Origin of the sequence: Nocardioides sp. (assembly GCF_964229035.1) — a bacterium.
GTDB lineage: Bacteria > Actinomycetota > Actinomycetes > Propionibacteriales > Nocardioidaceae > Nocardioides.
Genome location: NZ_CAXRAZ010000018.1, coordinates 1 through 16,347 on the forward strand (window position 1 = coordinate 1; position 16,347 = coordinate 16,347).

Consider the following 16,347-nt stretch of genomic DNA (forward strand, 5'->3'; position numbering starts at 1 on the left):
ACCCCGCCCCAGACGCCCCCCGGCGCACGGCCGGGGGGCTTCTCGGTCGTTGTCCGCCGTCCCTCACCTACCCGCCGCTCGAGCTCGCTCCTGAAGCGGATGACGCGTTCTACGGGCCCATCTACGTCGGGTTCGCCGCGCTGCTACGGGCTGCGATGGTGCAGCGCTCGCGCCGCGACGGCACCGGTCGCTGACCCGCTCTGCGGCACTGCGCCACCCGAGCCCGTCCCCGCATCCGGGGGGCGGGCTCGGGTCGTCCTGGCTCGCTGCGGCCCGCGTCTGGACGCGAAGAGAACCCGTCTGGACGCGAAGAGAACCCGTCTGGACGGCGGCGGACCGGTCACCGATGCACATGGACGGCCGGTTCCGAGGAAAAAACTTCAGATCCGACCAATCCACCCCCTGAGCGGGCCCGAATCACCTACAGCAAGACCCGCTACCCCCAAGGAAGGCACATACATCATGAAGCTCAACCAGTTCCGTCGCGCCGCCGGCATCACCTCGGTCGCGCTCGCCCTGTCCGTTTCGCTGGCCGCCTGCGGCAACGAGGACGACGAGACCGCGTCGTCGAGCGACTCGAGCTCGTCGAGCTCCTCCGACATGGAGTCCTCGCCGGCCGCTGAGGGTGCGCAGGCCCAGACCTTCGGTGACGCCTGCTCCGCCGTTCCGACCTCGGGCCCCGGCTCGTTCGACGGCATGGTCAAGGACCCGGTCGCCACCGCCGCCAGCAACAACCCGATCCTCAGCACGCTGGTGACCGCCGTCGGTGCCGCCGGCCTCGGCGACACCCTCAACGGTGCCCCCGCGCTGACCGTGTTCGCGCCCTTCAACGACGCGTTCGCCGCCATCCCGGAGGCCGACCTCAACGCCCTCATCGAGGGTGCCAAGAAGGACGGCGCCAAGTCCGACCTGGCCAAGATCCTCACCCACCACGTGCTCGGTGAGAACGACGACCCGGCTGCGGTCGTCGGCGAGAAGGACACCCTGGCCGGCGACAAGCTGACCATCGAGGGTGACGAGAACGGCATGACCGTCTCCGACGGCACCGTGACCGCCAACGTCCTCTGCGGCAACATCCCCACCGCCAACGCCACCGTCTACGTGATCGACAAGGTCCTGACCGGCGTCAAGTGACCTACCCGGTCTCGCCAAAGCATCACCGACGCGGGAGGATTCTCCTATGAATCCGGTCCACGGCACTCCGGCCGGCGTCCCCTCCGTGGGGGCGCCGGCCGGCGCGGGCCCGGACCTCGGCGCGCTGCTCAAGCAGTCCGCCCGGGGCGACTCCGTGGCCTTCGCCGAGCTGTACGACGCCACCTCCTCGCGGGTCTACGGACTCGTGCTGCGGGTGGTACGCGATCCCTCGCAGGCCGAGGAGGTCGTCCAGGAGGTGTTCCTGGAGATCTGGCGCCAGGCCGGTCGCTACGACTCCGAGCGCGGCAGTGCGCTGTCGTGGATGCTCACCATCGGCCACCGCAAGGCGGTCGACCGGGTACGCAGCGCTGAGGCTGCCACCCGCCGGGACCTCACCTACGAGCGTTCCAACCAGACCATCGAGCACGACGAGACGGCCGAGGCCGCCACCGCTGCTCTCGAGGCCCGCCGCGTCCGCGCGGCGCTGGCCCACCTGACCGACGTCCAGCGCGAAGCGATCGAGCTGGCGTATTTCGGGGGCTACACCCACACCGAAGTGGCAGCCCTGCTCGACCTACCGGTCGGCACAGCGAAGACGAGGATCCGCGACGGGCTCATCCGCCTGCGCGACAAGATCGGAGTAGGACGATGACCGATCTCGGCCACACCCGAGGCTGGGAGGACGCGCACGCGCTCTCCGGTGCCTACGCCCTCGACGCCCTCGACGCCGAGGAGACCGCCCGGTTCGAGGCGCACCTGTCCGCGTGCCCGACGTGCGCGGAGGAGGTCGCCGAGCTGCGCGCCACGGCCGCCGTCCTCGGCATCACCACCGAGGTCGCCCCGCCGGCCTCGCTGCGCTCCGCCGTCCTCGCCGACATCGCCTCGGTCCGTCCGCTGCCGCCGCTGACCCACGACGACCACTCCGACGAGCACGACGACACCGACCAGGGCGCCGGTGCACCCGGCATGCAGCCGCTCGCCGCACCAGTGTCGCTGCAGGCCCACCGCCAGCGCCGACTGCTGCGTCGCCCGCTCCTGATGGTGGCGGCAGCCGCCACGGTGGTGGCCGGAGCCGGCATCGGCTGGTCGCAGCTCGAGGACGACGCACCCGTCGGCCCGAACCTCACCGCCGCCGAGCGCGTGCTCGCGGCCCCCGACGCCAAGCGCGTCGACAAGCGCTTCCCCGACGGCTCCGAGGCCGCCGTGGTGGTCTCGCGCGAGCTGGGCAAGGCCGTCATCATCACCGACGGCATGACGCCCGCTCCCAACGGCCACGACTACGAGGTCTGGTTCCAGTCCTCGGCCGGCGACATGATCCGGGCCGGGCTCATGCCCGACATCCGCGACAACACGATGGTCCTCGAGGGCGACGCCTCCCGCGCCGTCGGTATCGGGATCACGGTCGAGCCCGACGGCGGCTCGCAGCAGCCCTCCGCCGACCCGATCGCCTACTTCAACCTGGAGGCATGACGGTGGCCGCCACGCGACGGCGCGTGGCGGTGGTCGGATCCGGTGTCGCCGGACTGACTGCTGCCTACGTCGCCTCCCGCAGCGCGGACGTCACCCTCTACGAGGCTGACGCGCGCCTCGGTGGGCACGCCGACACCCACGACGTCACCGACCCCACCGGTCGCGCGCTGCGCATCGACTCCGGCTTCATCGTGCACAACCGCCGCACCTACCCGGTGCTGCTCCGCCTCTTCCACGAGCTGAACATCCCGACGCAGGAGTCGGAGATGTCGATGTCGATCAGCGACGAGGGCTCGCAGCTCGAGTGGGCCGGCGCTCTCGGTCGCCAGGGCGTCTTCCCTCGCGGCGAGCGCCACCACCGCAACCCGCGCTACCTGCGCATGCTGGCCGACATCCCGCGCTTCCACCGCCGTGCCAAGAAGCTGCTCGAGGCCTCCGACACCACGGTGGCCGCCACGCGCGCCCGCGACCTCACCACGCTGCGCGACTTCCTGGACGACGGCCGCTTCTCGCCCTACTTCCGCCGCCACTTCATGGAGCCCCTGGTGGCCGCGGTGTGGTCGTGCGATCCCGACACGGCCCTCGACTACCCGGCCGCCTACCTCTTCGCGTTCCTGCAGCACCACGGCATGCTGAGCGTCTTCGGCTCGCCCACGTGGCGCACCGTCAGCGGGGGTTCGCACACCTACGTCAACGCGGTCGCCGAGGCGCTCAAGGCCTCCGGCGCGACCATCCACCTCGCCTCGCCGGTCAGCTCGGTGCGCGAGAGCGCCGACGGCGTCGAGATCCTGGCCGACGGCGTCGGCGCGCAGACCTACGACTCCGTGGTGATCGCCGCGCACCCCGAGCAGGCGCTGGCGATGCTCGCCGAGCCCACCGCGCTGCAGAGCGAGCTGCTGGCCGCGATCCCCTACAGCCCCAACGTGGCGCTGCTGCACACCGACACCCGGCTGATGCCGCGCAACCACGACACCTGGGCCTCCTGGAACTTCCGTCGGCCGACGGCCGCGAAGGACGGCGTCCTCGTCACCTACGACCTCACGCGCCTGCAGCGCCTCACGACGAGCACGCACTACCTGGTGACGCTGGGCGGCGAGCACCTCGTCGACCCCGCCACGGTCATCGTGCGCCGCGAGTACGCCCACCCGCTCTACACCCCCGCCTCCGTGGCCGCGCAGGCCCGGCTGCCCGAGATCGACACCGATCGGGTGGCCTTCGCCGGCGCCTACCACGGCTGGGGCTTCCACGAGGACGGCGCCCGCTCCGGCCTCCGAGCCGCCGAGAGACTCGGCCTCACCTGGGACGACGACGTCCCCCCTGACCCTCGCACCCCGACCGCCGAAGGGGGTTCAGCTGTCGGGGTGCGAGGCCTCGTCTCCACGCAGGAGGCGGGTCACAACGAGAACCCCCCGGCGGGCGAGGCGCTCGGCGTCCACCGCGGTGACGCCGTGACGGCGTTCCGCACGACGCTCGTGCACGTGCGCCGTCAGCCGATCAGCAACCGCTTCCAGCACCGCTCGCACTTCTGGGCGGTCGACCTCGGGCAGGTGCGCGACGACGGCACCGTGCGCGGCGGACGCGGCCACTGGCTCGGTCGCGACCACTTCAGCGGCGAGCACGCCACGATCCGCGCCGGCCTCGACGCCTACCTGGCAGCTCAGGGCATCGACCTGCGCGGCGGGCGGGCCGTCACCGCGGCCCAGCCGCGGGTGCTCGGCCACTGCTTCAACCCGATCTCGGTGCACTGGGTGTGGGCCGATCCCACCGGCCGCGGGCGTCCTGACGCCACGGTCGTGGAGGTGCACAACACCTACGGCGACCGCCACACCTACCTGCTCGACGCGGACGAGCACGGCCGCGCGCGCATCGACAAGGCGATGTACGTCTCGCCGTTCCACGGTGTCGACGGCCACTACGAGGTCGTCGCCCCGCCCCCGGACCCCCACACCGGCCGGCTGCGTCTGGCCGTGCGGCTCGTCACCGACGACGGCGCACGCTTCGACGCCTCGCTGACCGGCGTCCCCGCCGCCCCGCCGCTCGCCCTCGCGGGCCTGCGAGGATCGGCCCTCATCCGCGCCCACGGCATCGCGCTGTGGCTGCGGCGTCTCCCCATCCAGCCCCGCCCGGTCCACCCGCGACCGGTCCTCCCGCACGGCGGGAAGCTTCAGGAAGGCAGCACCCCATGACTGTCGCCGACTCGCGTCGCGCGGCCAACTGGCCCGACCTCTACCCCGCACCGTCCGGCGGTCTCTCCGCCAAGGTCGCCGAGCGACTCTTCCGCTCGGCGGTCTCGCGCCTGCACGTCACCGTGCGGCTGCGCCACCCCGACGGCTCCGTGGAGGAGCTCGGCGGCGGCGGCCCGGCGATCGTCGTCCACCGGCCGAAGGAGTTCTTCGCCCGCATCGGTCGCGACAAGCTGATCGGTTTCGGCGAGGCCTACATGACCGGTGCCTGGACCGAGGACGGCGTCCCCGGCGATGGCGTCCTCGGCGACTTCCTCACCGTGCTCGCCTCCGACGTGGCCAACCTCGTGCCCAAGAGCCTGCAGAAGCTGCGCGCCTTCGTGGTGCCGAAGCTGCCGCGCACGCACCTGGGCACGCAGGAGAACACCCAGACCAACATCGCCCACCACTACGACCTGTCGAACGACCTGTTCGCCGCCTTCCTCGACCCGACGCTCATGTACTCCAGCGCCTGGTTCACCGACCTCGAGACGGCGCTCTCGGAGGACTTCTCCGCCGCCCAGCACCGCAAGATCGACCGGCTGCTCGACCAGGCCGGCGTCGGCGAGGGCACCCGCCTGCTCGAGATCGGCACCGGCTGGGGCGAGCTCGCCATCCGCGCTGCTGCGCGCGGTGCGACCGTGCGGTCGATCACGCTCTCGGTCGAGCAGCAGGCGCTCGCGCTCGAGCGCATCGCCGCGGCCGGCCACGCCGACGCCGTCACCGTCGACCTCTGCGACTACCGCACGCTGCTCGACGAGCCCGCGGGCGCCTACGACGCCGTGCTGTCGGTGGAGATGATCGAGGCCGTCGGCTACGCCTTCTGGCCCGACTACTTCCGCACCCTCGACCACGTGCTGGCCCCGGGCGGCAAGATCGCGATCCAGGCCATCACGCTGCCGCACGACCGGATGCTGGCCACCCGCAACACCCACACCTTCATCACCAAGTACATCTTCCCCGGTGGCGCGCTGCCGTCTGTCCAGGCGATCCGTGAGGTCATCGGCGAGCACACCACCCTGCGCCTGGACGACGAGTTCAGCATCGGCGCCCACTACGCTCCGACCCTGCAGCGTTGGGACCGCGCGTTCCTCGCCGCCCACGAGCGCGTGGCCGAGCTCGGCTTCGACGACGTGTTCGTGCGGATGTGGCACTTCTACCTGGAGTACTGCCGCGGCGGGTTCGCGGCTGGCTACATCGACGACTTCCAGCTCACCTTCTCCCGCGAGGACAGGACCGCCCAGTGACCACCGCCCCCACCTCGACCCGGCCCTCCACCGGCCCCGCCGACGGCGGGGTCGCGGCCCGTCTGGCCGAGGCCCTCCGCCCCTTCGTCAACGGCGACCTCCCCGTGCGCCTCACCGCCTGGGACGGCTCGGCCGCCGGGCCCGAGGACGCCCCCGCCGTCGAGCTCCGCTCGCCCGACGCGCTGCGCCGACTGCTCTGGCACCCGGGCGAGCTCGGCGCCGCCCAGGCCTACGTCACCGGCGAGCTCGACGTGCCCGGCGACCTCGATGCCGCCCTGACCCACGCCTTCGCCGTGGCCGCCGAGCGCGGCCTGTCGGGGCGTCGTCCCTCGCTCAAGGCGCTGGCCGGCGCGGTGCGCACCGCCGCCGGGCTCGACCTGCTGAGCCGCCCGCCGGCCCCGCCCGCCACGCAGGCGCGCATCAAGGGCCGTCTGCACTCCAAGGACCGCGACCGCGCCTCGATCAGCCACCACTACGACACGACGGCCGAGTTCTACTCCCTCATCCTCGATGAGAAGAACATGGCGTACTCGTGCGGCTACCACACCTCCCCGGACCAGTCGCTCATCGAGGCCCAGGACGCCAAGCTCGACCTCGTGTGCCGCAAGATCGGCCTCGAGCCGGGCATGCGGATGCTCGACATCGGCTGCGGCTGGGGCTCGCTCTCGCTGCACGCGGCCGAGAACTTCGGCGTCACCGTGGTCGGCGTGACCATCTCGCAGGAGCAGAAGCGCTTCGCCGAGGCCGCGGCCGAGCGTCGGGGTCTGAGCGACCGCGTCGAGTTCCGCCTGTGCGACTACCGCGACGCGGTGCCGGCGCCGGGCCAGGAGTACGACGCCGTCGCCTCGCTCGAGATGGGTGAGCACGTCGGCCAGCGCAACTACCCGACCTACGCCAAGGTGCTGCACGACTCGGTCAAGCCCGGCGGCCGTGTGCTCATCCAGCAGATGTCGCGCTCGGGCAAGTGGCCCGGCGGCGGCCCGTTCATCGAGTCGTTCATCGCCCCCGACATGTACATGCGCCCCATCGGCCAGACCGTCGACCTGCTCGAGGACTCCGGGCTCGAGGTGCGCGACGTCCACGCGATGCGCGAGCACTACGTGCAGACCGTGGCCGGCTGGATCGAGCGCTTCGAGGCCAACATCGACGCCATCACCGACCTCGTCGGTGAGGAGCTCGTGCGGGTCTGGCGCCTCTACCTCGTGGGCGGCTCGATGTCGTTCCGCGACGGGCGCATGGGCGTCGACCAGATCCTGATGGTGCGTCCGGGCGCTGCCCACACCCTTCCGCAGATCCGCGCCTGGTGACGGTTGCGGCCCGCGTGCGCGCGGGCCGCACCGCCCAGCACCCGCCACCCACCCCCGAAGGCCGGTGAACCCATGGACGTCGTCGTCTCCCTGCTGATCGCGCTGCTCACCGCAGCCGCCCTCATGACCGCCACCGCACTGGTGGCCCGCCGGCAGGGCCGGGTGGTCGTCGTCGACGTGGCCTGGGGCCTGGGCTTCGTGCTCATCGCGCTCACCACCGGCGCGGCGGGGCTGATCGGTGGGCTCGGCGACGCCTGGCGCACCGCGCTGCTCATGGTGCTCGTGGGCTTCTGGGGTCTGCGTCTGGCCTCGCACATCCACCGCCGCAGCCGCGGCCACACCGACGAGGACCCCCGCTACGCCACCGTGCTGGGCGGCACCCTGGCCGAGGTCGGCATGGGCGTGGCGGTGCGCAAGGTGTTCCTCGTGCAGGGGCTCGCGATGACGTTCATCGCGCTGCCGGTGGCCGTCGGTGCCGCGCAGGAGGCCATCTGGTGGCCGGCGGTGGTCGTGGGCGTCGTCCTGTGGGCCATCGGGCTGTTCTTCGAGGCCGTCGGCGACGCGCAGCTCGCCGCCTACCGCGCCCAGCCGCGCGAGTCGCGCCCGCAGGTGCTCGACACCGGGCTGTGGCGCTACACCCGCCACCCCAACTACTTCGGCGACGCCTCGGTCTGGTGGGGCATCTGGCTCGTCGGCGGCCTCGGCTCGGGCTGGATCGCGGGAGCGGCCACCGTGATCGCTCCGCTGACCATGACGTGGTTCCTCATGGAGACCACCGGTGCCAAGCTGCTCGAGAAGACGATGATGCAGCGCCCCGGCTACCCCGAGTACGCCGCGCGCACGTCGAAGTTCCTCCCCCTGCCGCCGAAAAATGCCTGACGCGACGCCGAGCGAGGGGCCGGACGAGGCCCTGCGCCTCGCCTCGGTCGACAACTTCCGCGACGTCTCGGGGGTCGGGGCGGCGCCGATGCGCACCGCCGACGGCCGGCCGCTGCGCCGAGGTGTCTACTACCGCAGCAACGACCTCCGCCTGGCCGACGACGACCACGCCCTGCTCTCCGCCCTCGGCCTGCGCACGATCATCGACCTGCGCTCCCCGCTCGAGATCGCCCTGCACCCCGATCCCGAGATCCCGGGCGCCGAGGCCGTGCACGTCGACGCCGCCGGCATCCCGATGGAGCGGCTCTCCGGGCTCACCACCCGCGACGACGCCGAGGCGCTGATGCTCGAGGTCTACCGCACCTTCGTCACGACGGCGTCCTCACGGGAGGCGTTCGGGGTGGTGCTGCGGCGCCTGGCCGAGGGCGGCCCGCAGCTCTTCCACTGCTCGGCGGGCAAGGACCGCACCGGCTGGGTGGCCGCGCTCCTGCTGCACGTCGCGGGTGTCGACGAGGCCACGATCCTCGGCGACTACCTGCTCAGCAACGACCGCACCGCTGCCAGTCGCGCGGCCGTCGAGGCGCAGATCGGCGCGGCGCTCGGCCCCGAGCGCGTCGCTGTCTACGATCCCACGCTGCTGGTCGACGAGCGCTACCTGCGCACCGCCTGGCAGGCCGCGGCCGCGGAGTTCGGCGACCTCGACGGCTACCTGCGCGAGGGCCTCGGCCTGGACGACGCGGTGCTGGCGCGGCTGCGCGAGCTGCTCGTCGTCCACGACTGAGCGGGTGCGGGGCGCGGCTCAGCAGTAGTCGAGCATCTGGCGCAGCGCCGCGACCTCGCTGGCGTCGGCGCCGAGGTCGTAGCGCGACTTCACCGTGATCCACCGCGTCGCGTAGGCGCACTGGTAGCCCTTGCGCGGACGCCACGCGGCGGGGTCGCCGTCGCTCTTGCTCGCGTTGGTGGGGCCGTCGACGGCCAGCAGGTTGTCGAGATCGTTCGCGAAGGTGCGGCGCTGTTCCTCACTCCAGCGGTCGGCGCCGGAGGCCCAGGCCTCCGAGAGCGGCACGACGTGGTCGATCTGGATCGCCTGCGCCTGGTCGGGCGCCTTGAGGTCGGTGAAGGTCAGCCGACGCCCCGTGTAGGGGTCGACCCACGAGCCGGCGAGCACGTCGTGGTCGCAGCGACCCTGCTGGGCGGTGCGGGCGCTGGCGGGCACCGCATCGCGCAGCAGCACGTCGTCGCGCTGGTTGCAGCCGTTGCCGTCGACGTCGGCCCAGGACGAGCCGAACGCGCTGCGCTCGTAGGTGCCCGGCCTCGTGCGAGCGATCGGGCGTAAGCGCGCGAGGGCGTCCGCGGGCGCGGCACTGCTCGGCGGGGCGGTGCTCGGCGGTGCGGTGGTCGGTGTGGTGCTCGGCGGCGTGGTGCTCGGTGCGGTGCTCGGGCGTCCCCCGGCCCCGACCGAACCGCCGCCCACCGTGCACGAGGCCGTGGCGCCGGCGAGCAGCGTGGCGGCGACGAGCGTGCGCAGCCGGCGGATGCGCGGATTCAGCTCGGGCTCGACGACGGTGCGGGGGACGACGGGGTCGGCGCGTCGAGCCCGCTGCCGGCGGTGGTGCGCGCGTGCTTCACGAGGGCCCCCATGATGTCGACGGTGCCCTGCTGCGCCTGCGCGCGGTCGTAGGGCCGGGGGTCGACGACGTTGATCACCTGGAACAGCGTGCCGGTCTGCACGAAACCGGTGACGTAGAGCTGGTCCTTCTCGGCCGACACGACCAGCCGGGCGTCGTCCGCGCCGGTGACGCGGGGCGTGGTGACGTCGGCGTTGGCCGCCCCCATGCGTGCGAAGTACTCCTGGAGCGTTCCGCTGAAGAGCGTGTAATTGACGGTGACGGCCGGCTGTCCGCTGCCCTTGGGAGGGAAGAAGCGGCACTCGGGCGAGGTGGGTCGCCCGGCGCTCTCGGTGAGCGGAGTCGTGGACCCGACGGCGGTCGTGACCTGCGCGGCGTCCAGGCCGTCGCAGGGGTTGAACAGCGCGGGCGTCTCGCTGGGCAGGCTCGGCTTCGGCCCGACGTCGTCACCGCCGCCGCAGCCCGCCATCGTCGTCGCGAGGACGACGGCCCCCGCCGCTGTGGCCAGACGCGCCCTACGCACGGCTCCCCGCCTCCGAGTCCGCATACGACCTCTCCTCTCCGGGCAGGCGCAGCACCAGCCGCGCACCGCCTCCAGCTGCCACGGTGGCCTCGACGGTGCCGGCGTGACGCTCGGCCACCTGGCGCACGATCGCCAGGCCGAGGCCCGAGCCGGGCATGGTGCGGGCGTCGGCCGAGCGCCAGAACCGGTCGAACACCGCGGTGCGGTCGGCCTCCGCGATGCCCGGCCCCTCGTCGTCCACGGTGAGGACGCCGTCGCTGAGGCGCACCGTGACGCGCCCGCCGTCGGGGCTCCACTTCGCGGCGTTGTCGAGCAGGTTGGTGACCGCGCGCTCGAGCTCCTGCTCGAGACCCACGACGGTCCAGGGGCGGGTGAACACCTCGAAGGTCAGGCCGGGCGCGCGGCGCCGCACCCGCTGCACGGCGCGGTCGATGACCTCGGCGAGGTCGACCTCGCGGGCCTGGACGGGTGCCGGCTCGTCGCGGGCGAGCTGGGTGAGGTCGCCGATGAGGGTGGTGAGCTCCTCGATCTGGGCGCGCACGTCGTCCATGAGCTCGGCGCGGGCCGCGGGCGGCAGGGCGGCACCGGAGACGTCGTCGCGCACGGCCATCGACAGCAGGTCGATGTTGGTGCGCAGCGCCGTCAGGGGCGTGCGCAGCTCGTGGCTGGCGTCGGCCACCAGCTGACGCTGACGGGTGCGGCTGGCGTCGAGCGCGAGCAGCATCTGGTTGAACGCCGTCGAGAGGCGCGCGACCTCGTCGTCGCCCTCGATCGGCAGCGGCGTGAAGTCCTCGGTGCGGGCGATGCGCTCGACGTCGTCGGTGAGGCGGCGCACCGGGCGCAGGCCGTTGGAGGCCACCGCCCATCCGCCGAGCCCGGCGGCGAGCACGCCGAAGATGCCGAACGCGAGCGTCACCCAGCCCAGCCGCGAGAGCGTGCGGTCCTGGTCGGCCAGTGGCTGGGCGATGATGAGCGCGATGCCGGACTGCTCGGTGGGCACGGCCACGACGCGGTAGCGATCGTCGTCGATCAGGATCGTACGGATGCTCTCGCGGGCGCGACCGTCCGCGACGTCGCGCTCGGGGCGACCGAGGTCGATCTCGGGGCCGCGGTCGAGTCGGGCGATCGCGCCCCGGTAGTCCAGGAACGCGATGCGCACGTCGGCGGCGCCGAAGACGCCCGGCGGGATGCCCTGCACCCCCGCCTGCAGCAGGGTGCTCGAGCTGGCCGCCCGCTGGGCGCGGTTGAGCAGGGAGTCGTCGAGGGCGTGGGTCATCTGCACGCGCATGGTGAGGTAGGCGCCCACGGCCACGAGGGCCACGGAGAAGCCGACCGCCATCATCGTCAGCGCGATCACGCGGTTGGCCAGCGAGCGGCGGTAGGGCCAGCGCTGCTCGGGGTGGGGGCGACCGAGGTACCAGGCGGCGACGCGGTTGCGCGGCGCCGGCCCGGCTGCCGGGTGGTTGCTCGGCGTCCAGCCCGGGGGCGCGGACGGCGGCGGGGGGATCGGCGGCGTCGGCGGCGGTGGTGCTGCGGGGGCTGCGGCGGCGGCGGGCGGCACCTCGGCGCCCGGGGGCGCGGCCGAGGGATCCGGGCGGGCGTCGGGCGCGGTCACGACGACCGCCTCACGACTCGGTGGCCCGCAGGACGTAGCCGATGCCGCGCACGGTGTGGATGAGCCGGGGCTCGCCCTCGGCCTCGGTCTTGCGCCGCAGGTAGCCGACGTAGACCTCGAGCGAGTTGGCGGTGGTGGGGAAGTCGTAGCCCCACACCTCCTCGAGGATGAAGCTGCGGTCGAGCACGCGGCGCGGACGACGCAGGAACATCTCGAGCAGCGTGAACTCGGTGCGGGTGAGCTCGATGCTGCGCGTGCCGCGCACGACCTCGCGCGTGGTGACGTTCATGGTGAGGTCGGCGAAGGCCAGCACCTCCTCCTCGGCGCCCTCCTCCACCGGCACGCGGCGCAGAAGCGCGCGGAGGCGGGCGAGCAGCTCCTCGAGCGCGAACGGCTTGGTGAGGTAGTCGTCGGCGCCGGCGTCGAGGCCCTCGACGCGCTCACCGACGGCGTCGCGCGCGGTGAGCACGATGACCGGGACGTCGTTGCCCGCAGCGCGCAGCGCCCGCGTGGTCTCGAGGCCGTCGAGCTTCGGCATCATCACGTCCATCACCACGACGTCGGGCGAGATCGCCCCGATGCCGGCCAGCGCCTCGGCCCCGTCACCGGCCAGGTGCACCTCGTAGCCGTTGAAGGCGAGCGAGCGGCGCAGGGACTCGCGCACGGCGCGGTCGTCGTCGACGACGAGCACGCGGGCGGGGGTGGCGGAGCGGGACACGCCTCCATTCTGGCCCCTCGCCCTGAGCGGGCGCTGAGAGGCGCGCCCCCCGCCGATCGCGGGCGGTGGCTACGGGGAGCGGCGGCTACAGGTAGCGGCGCGCGAGGTCGCCGGCGCGGGCGGCGTAGCGGCCGCCGAACAGGCAGGCGTGCACCAGCAGCGGGAAGAGCTGGTGGAAGGCGAGGCGATCCTCCCAGCCGTCGGCCAGGGGCGAGACCTCCTGGTAGGCCTCGATCACCTGCGCCAGCTGCGGGAGACCGAAGAGACCCAGCATGGCGAGGTCGACCTCGCGGTGGCCGAGGTGCACGGCCGGGTCGATGACGACGGCGCGCTCGTCCGTCGTCCACAGCACGTTGCCGTTCCACAGGTCGCCGTGGAGGAGGGCGGGAGGCTCGACCGGCACGATCTCGCCCGTGCGCGCCGCTGCGCGCTCGACGGCGTCGGCATCGGCGGGGGCGATCAGCCGCTTGTCGCGCAGCACCTTGAGGTAGGGCGCGATGCGCCGCTCGGCGTGGAACTCAGCCCACGTGGGCAGCGGGCGGTTCGGCAGCGGGAGGCGGGCGATGTAGCCGTCGTGCTCGGCGCCGAAGGAACCGCCGAGCTGCGTGGCGCCGGCGGCGTGGGTGGTGGCGAGCGCGCGGCCGAAGCGGGTGGCGGCGTCCGCGGTGGGGCGCCCGGTCTCGACCCAGTCGAGCACCAGGCACTCGTCGTCCACGGCGAGGACGTCGGGGGTGGCCACGCCCCCGGTGGCCGTGGTGGACCGCAGGAGGGCCAGGCCCTCGGCCTCGCGGCGGAAGAAGTGCGGCGGGGCGGGGGTGAGCGACTTCAGCAGGGCGCTGCGACCGCTGGAGAGGCGCAGACGCGTGGCGACGGCGACGTCACCGCCGGCGACGGGGCTGGTGGCGACCACGGCCGTGCCGAGCAGTCGCTCGGCCTTCGCCGCGACGGCCTGCTGCCGCGCCATCGGTCCCCCCGTGCCCTGAGTCCTGGAGTCGTGGATGTGAGATGGATGCGCCCCGCAGGGCGCTCGCCTCAGGCCTTGCCGCGCAGGGCCTTCGGGATCTCCTTGCCCTGCTCGATCGTGCGCTCGGGCGCCCGCACCTTCTTGAAGCTGCGGATCGCCAGCCAGACGAGCAGGCCGGCCAGCAGGGTGTAGGCGCCGAAGATGATGAGGTAGGCCCACTGCAGGGCCAGGCCGTCGCCGTTCCAGTTGATGAGGTAGACGAAGGCGAGCGACAGCATGATCGTGGCGAGCACGAAGAGGTAGAGCGCCACCGTGATGAGGCCGATGCCCACGCCGCCAGCCGACACGCTGACCTTCAGCTCGGCCTTCGCGAGCTGGATCTCCTTGCGCACCAACGTCGAGATGTCTGACTGGGCGTCCTTGATCAGTCGCCCGATGGTCGGCTCGTCGTGGAGCGGTTCGATGGCCATACGGGCGACCCTACCGACATCGGTAGACTGAGGCACAGGTGAGCCGGGAAGTCTGGTCGGCATGCGCGCCAGCCTGCCCGCGTGACGGCACCTCCGTCACGCCCGTGACCTCGGAGGAATCCATGCCCGACCGCCCTGCCCACGTCACCCCCGGTCCGCCCGGGGAGGACGTCGCGCCCATCGCCACCGACGGCGGCACCGACAGCAGCACCGGGGGATCCGACGACCGCACCGACGACCGGGGCGGCATCTGGGCCACCGGCCCCGTCTGGACGGCGAGCGACAAGCCGCTGGCGCGCTACGTGGCGCGTCCGGTGCGCGAGTTCCTGGCGATCGAGTCGGCGGGCTCGATCCTGCTGCTGGCCGCCACGGTGGTGGCGCTGCTGTGGGTCAACCTGCCGATCGACGGCTGGGCCTCGGGCTACGACCACTTCTGGCACACCGACATCGCGCTGCAGATCGGCGACTGGCGCATCGAGGAGACGCTGCAGCACTGGGTCAACGACGGCCTGATGACGATCTTCTTCTTCGTCGTCGGCCTCGAGATCAAGTACGAGCTCGTCCACGGCGACCTGCGCGACCCCCGCACCGCGGCCCTGCCCATCGTCGCGGCCGTGGGCGGCATGGCCGTGCCGGCACTGCTCTACCTCGCCATCGCCGGCGGCCCCGGCACCGGCGACGGGTGGGGCATCCCGATGGCCACCGACATCGCGTTCGCGGTCGGCGTCGTCGGCGTGCTCGGACGCCGGCTGCCGTCGTCCGCGCGGCTGTTCCTGCTGACGCTGGCCATCGTCGACGACATCGGCGCCATCTTGGTGATCGCCTTCTTCTACACCGGCGACCTCTCCCTCGACTGGCTCGGCGCCGCCCTCGCGCTCTTCGTGCTCATGGCCGTGCTGCGCGCGGTGCGGGTGTGGGCGATCCCGGTGTACGTCGTCCTCGGCACGCTGGCGTGGTTCGCCACCCTCGAGTCGGGGGTGCACGCCACCCTCGCGGGCGTCGCCCTCGGCCTGCTCACCCCCGCCTGCGCCCTGCTGCACCAGGACGTCGCCCGGTCGTACGCCGTCGAGGCGCTGCGCGACAACGAGCTGGACGCCGAGGAGCTGCACCGCCTGCGCTTCCTGCAGAACGAGTCGGTGCCGGTCGTCGAGCGCCTCCAGACCGCGCTGCACCCGCTCTCGGCGTACGTCGTGCTGCCCGTCTTCGCCCTCGCCAACGCCGGCGTGCCGCTCGGCGGTGGCGTGATCGGTGACGCATTGACCTCGCCGGTGGCGCTCGGCATCGGCGTCGGGCTCGTGATCGGCAAGCCGCTCGGCATCGTGCTCGCCTGCCTGATCGCGGTGCGCTTCACCGGGGCACGACTGCCCCAGGGCGTGAACTGGATGCAGATCACCGGCCTCGGCGCGGTGGCCGGCATCGGCTTCACGGTGTCGCTGTTCATCGCCGGCCTGTCGTTCCCGGGCGACGAGATGCTCACCGACGAGGCGAAGGTCGGCATCCTGTTCGCCTCCGTGCTCGCGGCGGTGGTCGGCGTGGTGCTGCTGCTGGCGTCCTCGCGCGGCGAGGTCGACGGCGACGGCTCGGATGACTCCGACGACGGCGAGGGTGCCGGTTCGAGCGAAACCGGGTCGAGGCCGGAGGAGACCGCTAGCGTCGGAGCCTGAAGGGCCTCGTCGATGGGAGCAGATTCGTTCTCCAGAGGGCGCGCGACTACTCCGGGCGGGCCAGCACCCCGGCCGAGCCGAGGAAGCGCTCGACCGTGATCCGCAGCGCCACGCGCTCGGCGTTCTCCCGCGGCGTGCGGTAGCGGGTGGCGTAGCGCTCGCAGGCGCGGGCGACCGACGCGGCGTCGTCCAGCACCTCGGCGGTGCCGGCGATCGACGACCAGCGGGCGCCGTCCACCTGGGTGACGCTCAGGCGCGGGTCGCGACGCAGGTTCGTGGCCTTCTGCGAGCCGCCGCTGGTGATGATCCAGGCGCACCGCTCCTCGAGGTCGAGGACGGCGCCCACCGGTACCCCGTGCGGCGCGCCGTGGCGGTCGAGGGTGCTGAGCGTGCACAGGTGGCGCTCGGTCCAGAACTCCAGGAGGGCCGGGGGCAGGTCGGACCAGTCGAACTCACGCAGCGAGGGCACGGGGCGAGGCTAGCCGCCATGTGCGCGGGTGACGGGA

At 72.8% G+C, this 16,347-nt stretch carries 17 protein-coding genes; 10 read left to right on the forward strand and 7 right to left on the reverse strand.

The features are described from left to right. The 9 genes from ACERUN_RS06345 to ACERUN_RS06385 all read left to right on the forward strand — a co-directional run. The coding region (locus ACERUN_RS06345; protein WP_370288986.1) for a hypothetical protein at window positions 1-194 on the forward strand (194 nt) is incomplete at its 5' end. A 268-nt stretch (window positions 195-462) separates the two neighbouring features. After that, a complete protein-coding gene (locus ACERUN_RS06350) occupies window positions 463-1,134 on the forward strand; it encodes a fasciclin domain-containing protein (protein ID WP_370288987.1) in 672 nt (223 codons plus the stop codon). A 46-nt stretch (window positions 1,135-1,180) separates the two neighbouring features. Continuing rightward, window positions 1,181-1,786, forward strand: a complete 606-nt coding sequence (gene sigK, locus ACERUN_RS06355) for an ECF RNA polymerase sigma factor SigK (RefSeq protein WP_370288988.1) — start codon at window positions 1,181-1,183, stop codon at window positions 1,784-1,786. Then, window positions 1,783-2,604: an anti-sigma factor domain-containing protein gene (locus ACERUN_RS06360; protein WP_370288989.1), complete on the forward strand. Its 822-nt coding sequence runs from the start codon at window positions 1,783-1,785 to the stop codon at window positions 2,602-2,604. The genes sigK and ACERUN_RS06360 overlap by 4 nt, the downstream gene beginning before the upstream one ends. Then, on the forward strand, window positions 2,601-4,790 hold the full coding sequence (locus ACERUN_RS06365; RefSeq protein ID WP_370288990.1) for an FAD-dependent oxidoreductase: 2,190 nt from the start codon (window positions 2,601-2,603) through the stop codon (window positions 4,788-4,790). The genes ACERUN_RS06360 and ACERUN_RS06365 overlap by 4 nt, the downstream gene beginning before the upstream one ends. Beyond that, the gene (locus ACERUN_RS06370; RefSeq protein ID WP_370288991.1) at window positions 4,787-6,073 is read left to right on the forward strand and encodes a class I SAM-dependent methyltransferase; all 1,287 of its coding nucleotides are present in this window, start codon (window positions 4,787-4,789) and stop codon (window positions 6,071-6,073) included. Before ACERUN_RS06365 ends, ACERUN_RS06370 begins: the two co-directional genes overlap by 4 nt. Further along, entirely contained in the window at window positions 6,070-7,380 is a 1,311-nt protein-coding gene (locus ACERUN_RS06375) for a class I SAM-dependent methyltransferase (protein WP_370288992.1), read from the forward strand. Before ACERUN_RS06370 ends, ACERUN_RS06375 begins: the two co-directional genes overlap by 4 nt. Before the next feature lie 72 nt (window positions 7,381-7,452). Continuing rightward, a complete protein-coding gene (locus ACERUN_RS06380; RefSeq protein WP_370288994.1) occupies window positions 7,453-8,259 on the forward strand; it encodes a DUF1295 domain-containing protein in 807 nt (268 codons plus the stop codon). Further along, window positions 8,252-9,040, forward strand: coding sequence for a tyrosine-protein phosphatase (locus ACERUN_RS06385; RefSeq protein WP_370288995.1), 789 nt, complete (start codon window positions 8,252-8,254; stop codon window positions 9,038-9,040). The genes ACERUN_RS06380 and ACERUN_RS06385 overlap by 8 nt, the downstream gene beginning before the upstream one ends. Before the next feature lie 18 nt (window positions 9,041-9,058). Here ACERUN_RS06385 and ACERUN_RS06390 read toward each other — a convergent pair whose 3' ends face one another. The 6 genes from ACERUN_RS06390 to ACERUN_RS06415 all read right to left on the reverse strand — a co-directional run bounded on the left by ACERUN_RS06390 (window position 9,059) and on the right by ACERUN_RS06415 (window position 14,177). Further along, on the reverse strand, window positions 9,059-9,733 hold the full coding sequence (locus tag ACERUN_RS06390) for an HNH endonuclease family protein (RefSeq protein ID WP_370288996.1): 675 nt from the start codon (window positions 9,731-9,733) through the stop codon (window positions 9,059-9,061). A gap of 71 nt (window positions 9,734-9,804) precedes the next feature. Continuing rightward, a complete protein-coding gene (locus ACERUN_RS06395; protein WP_370288997.1) occupies window positions 9,805-10,410 on the reverse strand; it encodes a hypothetical protein in 606 nt (201 codons plus the stop codon). Continuing rightward, window positions 10,403-12,025: a sensor histidine kinase gene (locus ACERUN_RS06400; protein WP_370288998.1), complete on the reverse strand. Its 1,623-nt coding sequence runs from the start codon at window positions 12,023-12,025 to the stop codon at window positions 10,403-10,405. The genes ACERUN_RS06395 and ACERUN_RS06400 overlap by 8 nt, the downstream gene beginning before the upstream one ends. A 10-nt stretch (window positions 12,026-12,035) precedes the next feature. Beyond that, window positions 12,036-12,743 carry a response regulator transcription factor gene (locus ACERUN_RS06405; protein WP_370288999.1) on the reverse strand — a complete coding sequence of 236 codons (708 nt, stop codon included), beginning with the start codon at window positions 12,741-12,743 and terminating at the stop codon, window positions 12,036-12,038. A gap of 85 nt (window positions 12,744-12,828) precedes the next feature. Continuing rightward, entirely contained in the window at window positions 12,829-13,707 is an 879-nt protein-coding gene (locus tag ACERUN_RS06410) for a fructosamine kinase family protein (protein ID WP_370289000.1), read from the reverse strand. 68 nt (window positions 13,708-13,775) lie between these two features. Beyond that, complete coding sequence (locus ACERUN_RS06415; RefSeq protein WP_370289001.1) at window positions 13,776-14,177, reverse strand: phage holin family protein; 402 nt, start codon at window positions 14,175-14,177, stop codon at window positions 13,776-13,778. Between the two features lie 122 nt (window positions 14,178-14,299). Here ACERUN_RS06415 and nhaA point away from each other — a divergent pair, with 122 nt between their 5' ends. Further along, window positions 14,300-15,841: a Na+/H+ antiporter NhaA gene (gene nhaA / locus ACERUN_RS06420; RefSeq protein ID WP_370289002.1), complete on the forward strand. Its 1,542-nt coding sequence runs from the start codon at window positions 14,300-14,302 to the stop codon at window positions 15,839-15,841. Between the two features lie 46 nt (window positions 15,842-15,887). On the opposite strand, the gene ACERUN_RS06425 is transcribed toward nhaA, so the two are convergent. After that, window positions 15,888-16,310 carry a pyridoxamine 5'-phosphate oxidase family protein gene (locus ACERUN_RS06425; protein ID WP_370289003.1) on the reverse strand — a complete coding sequence of 141 codons (423 nt, stop codon included), beginning with the start codon at window positions 16,308-16,310 and terminating at the stop codon, window positions 15,888-15,890. Between the last annotated feature and the right edge of the window lie 37 nt (window positions 16,311-16,347).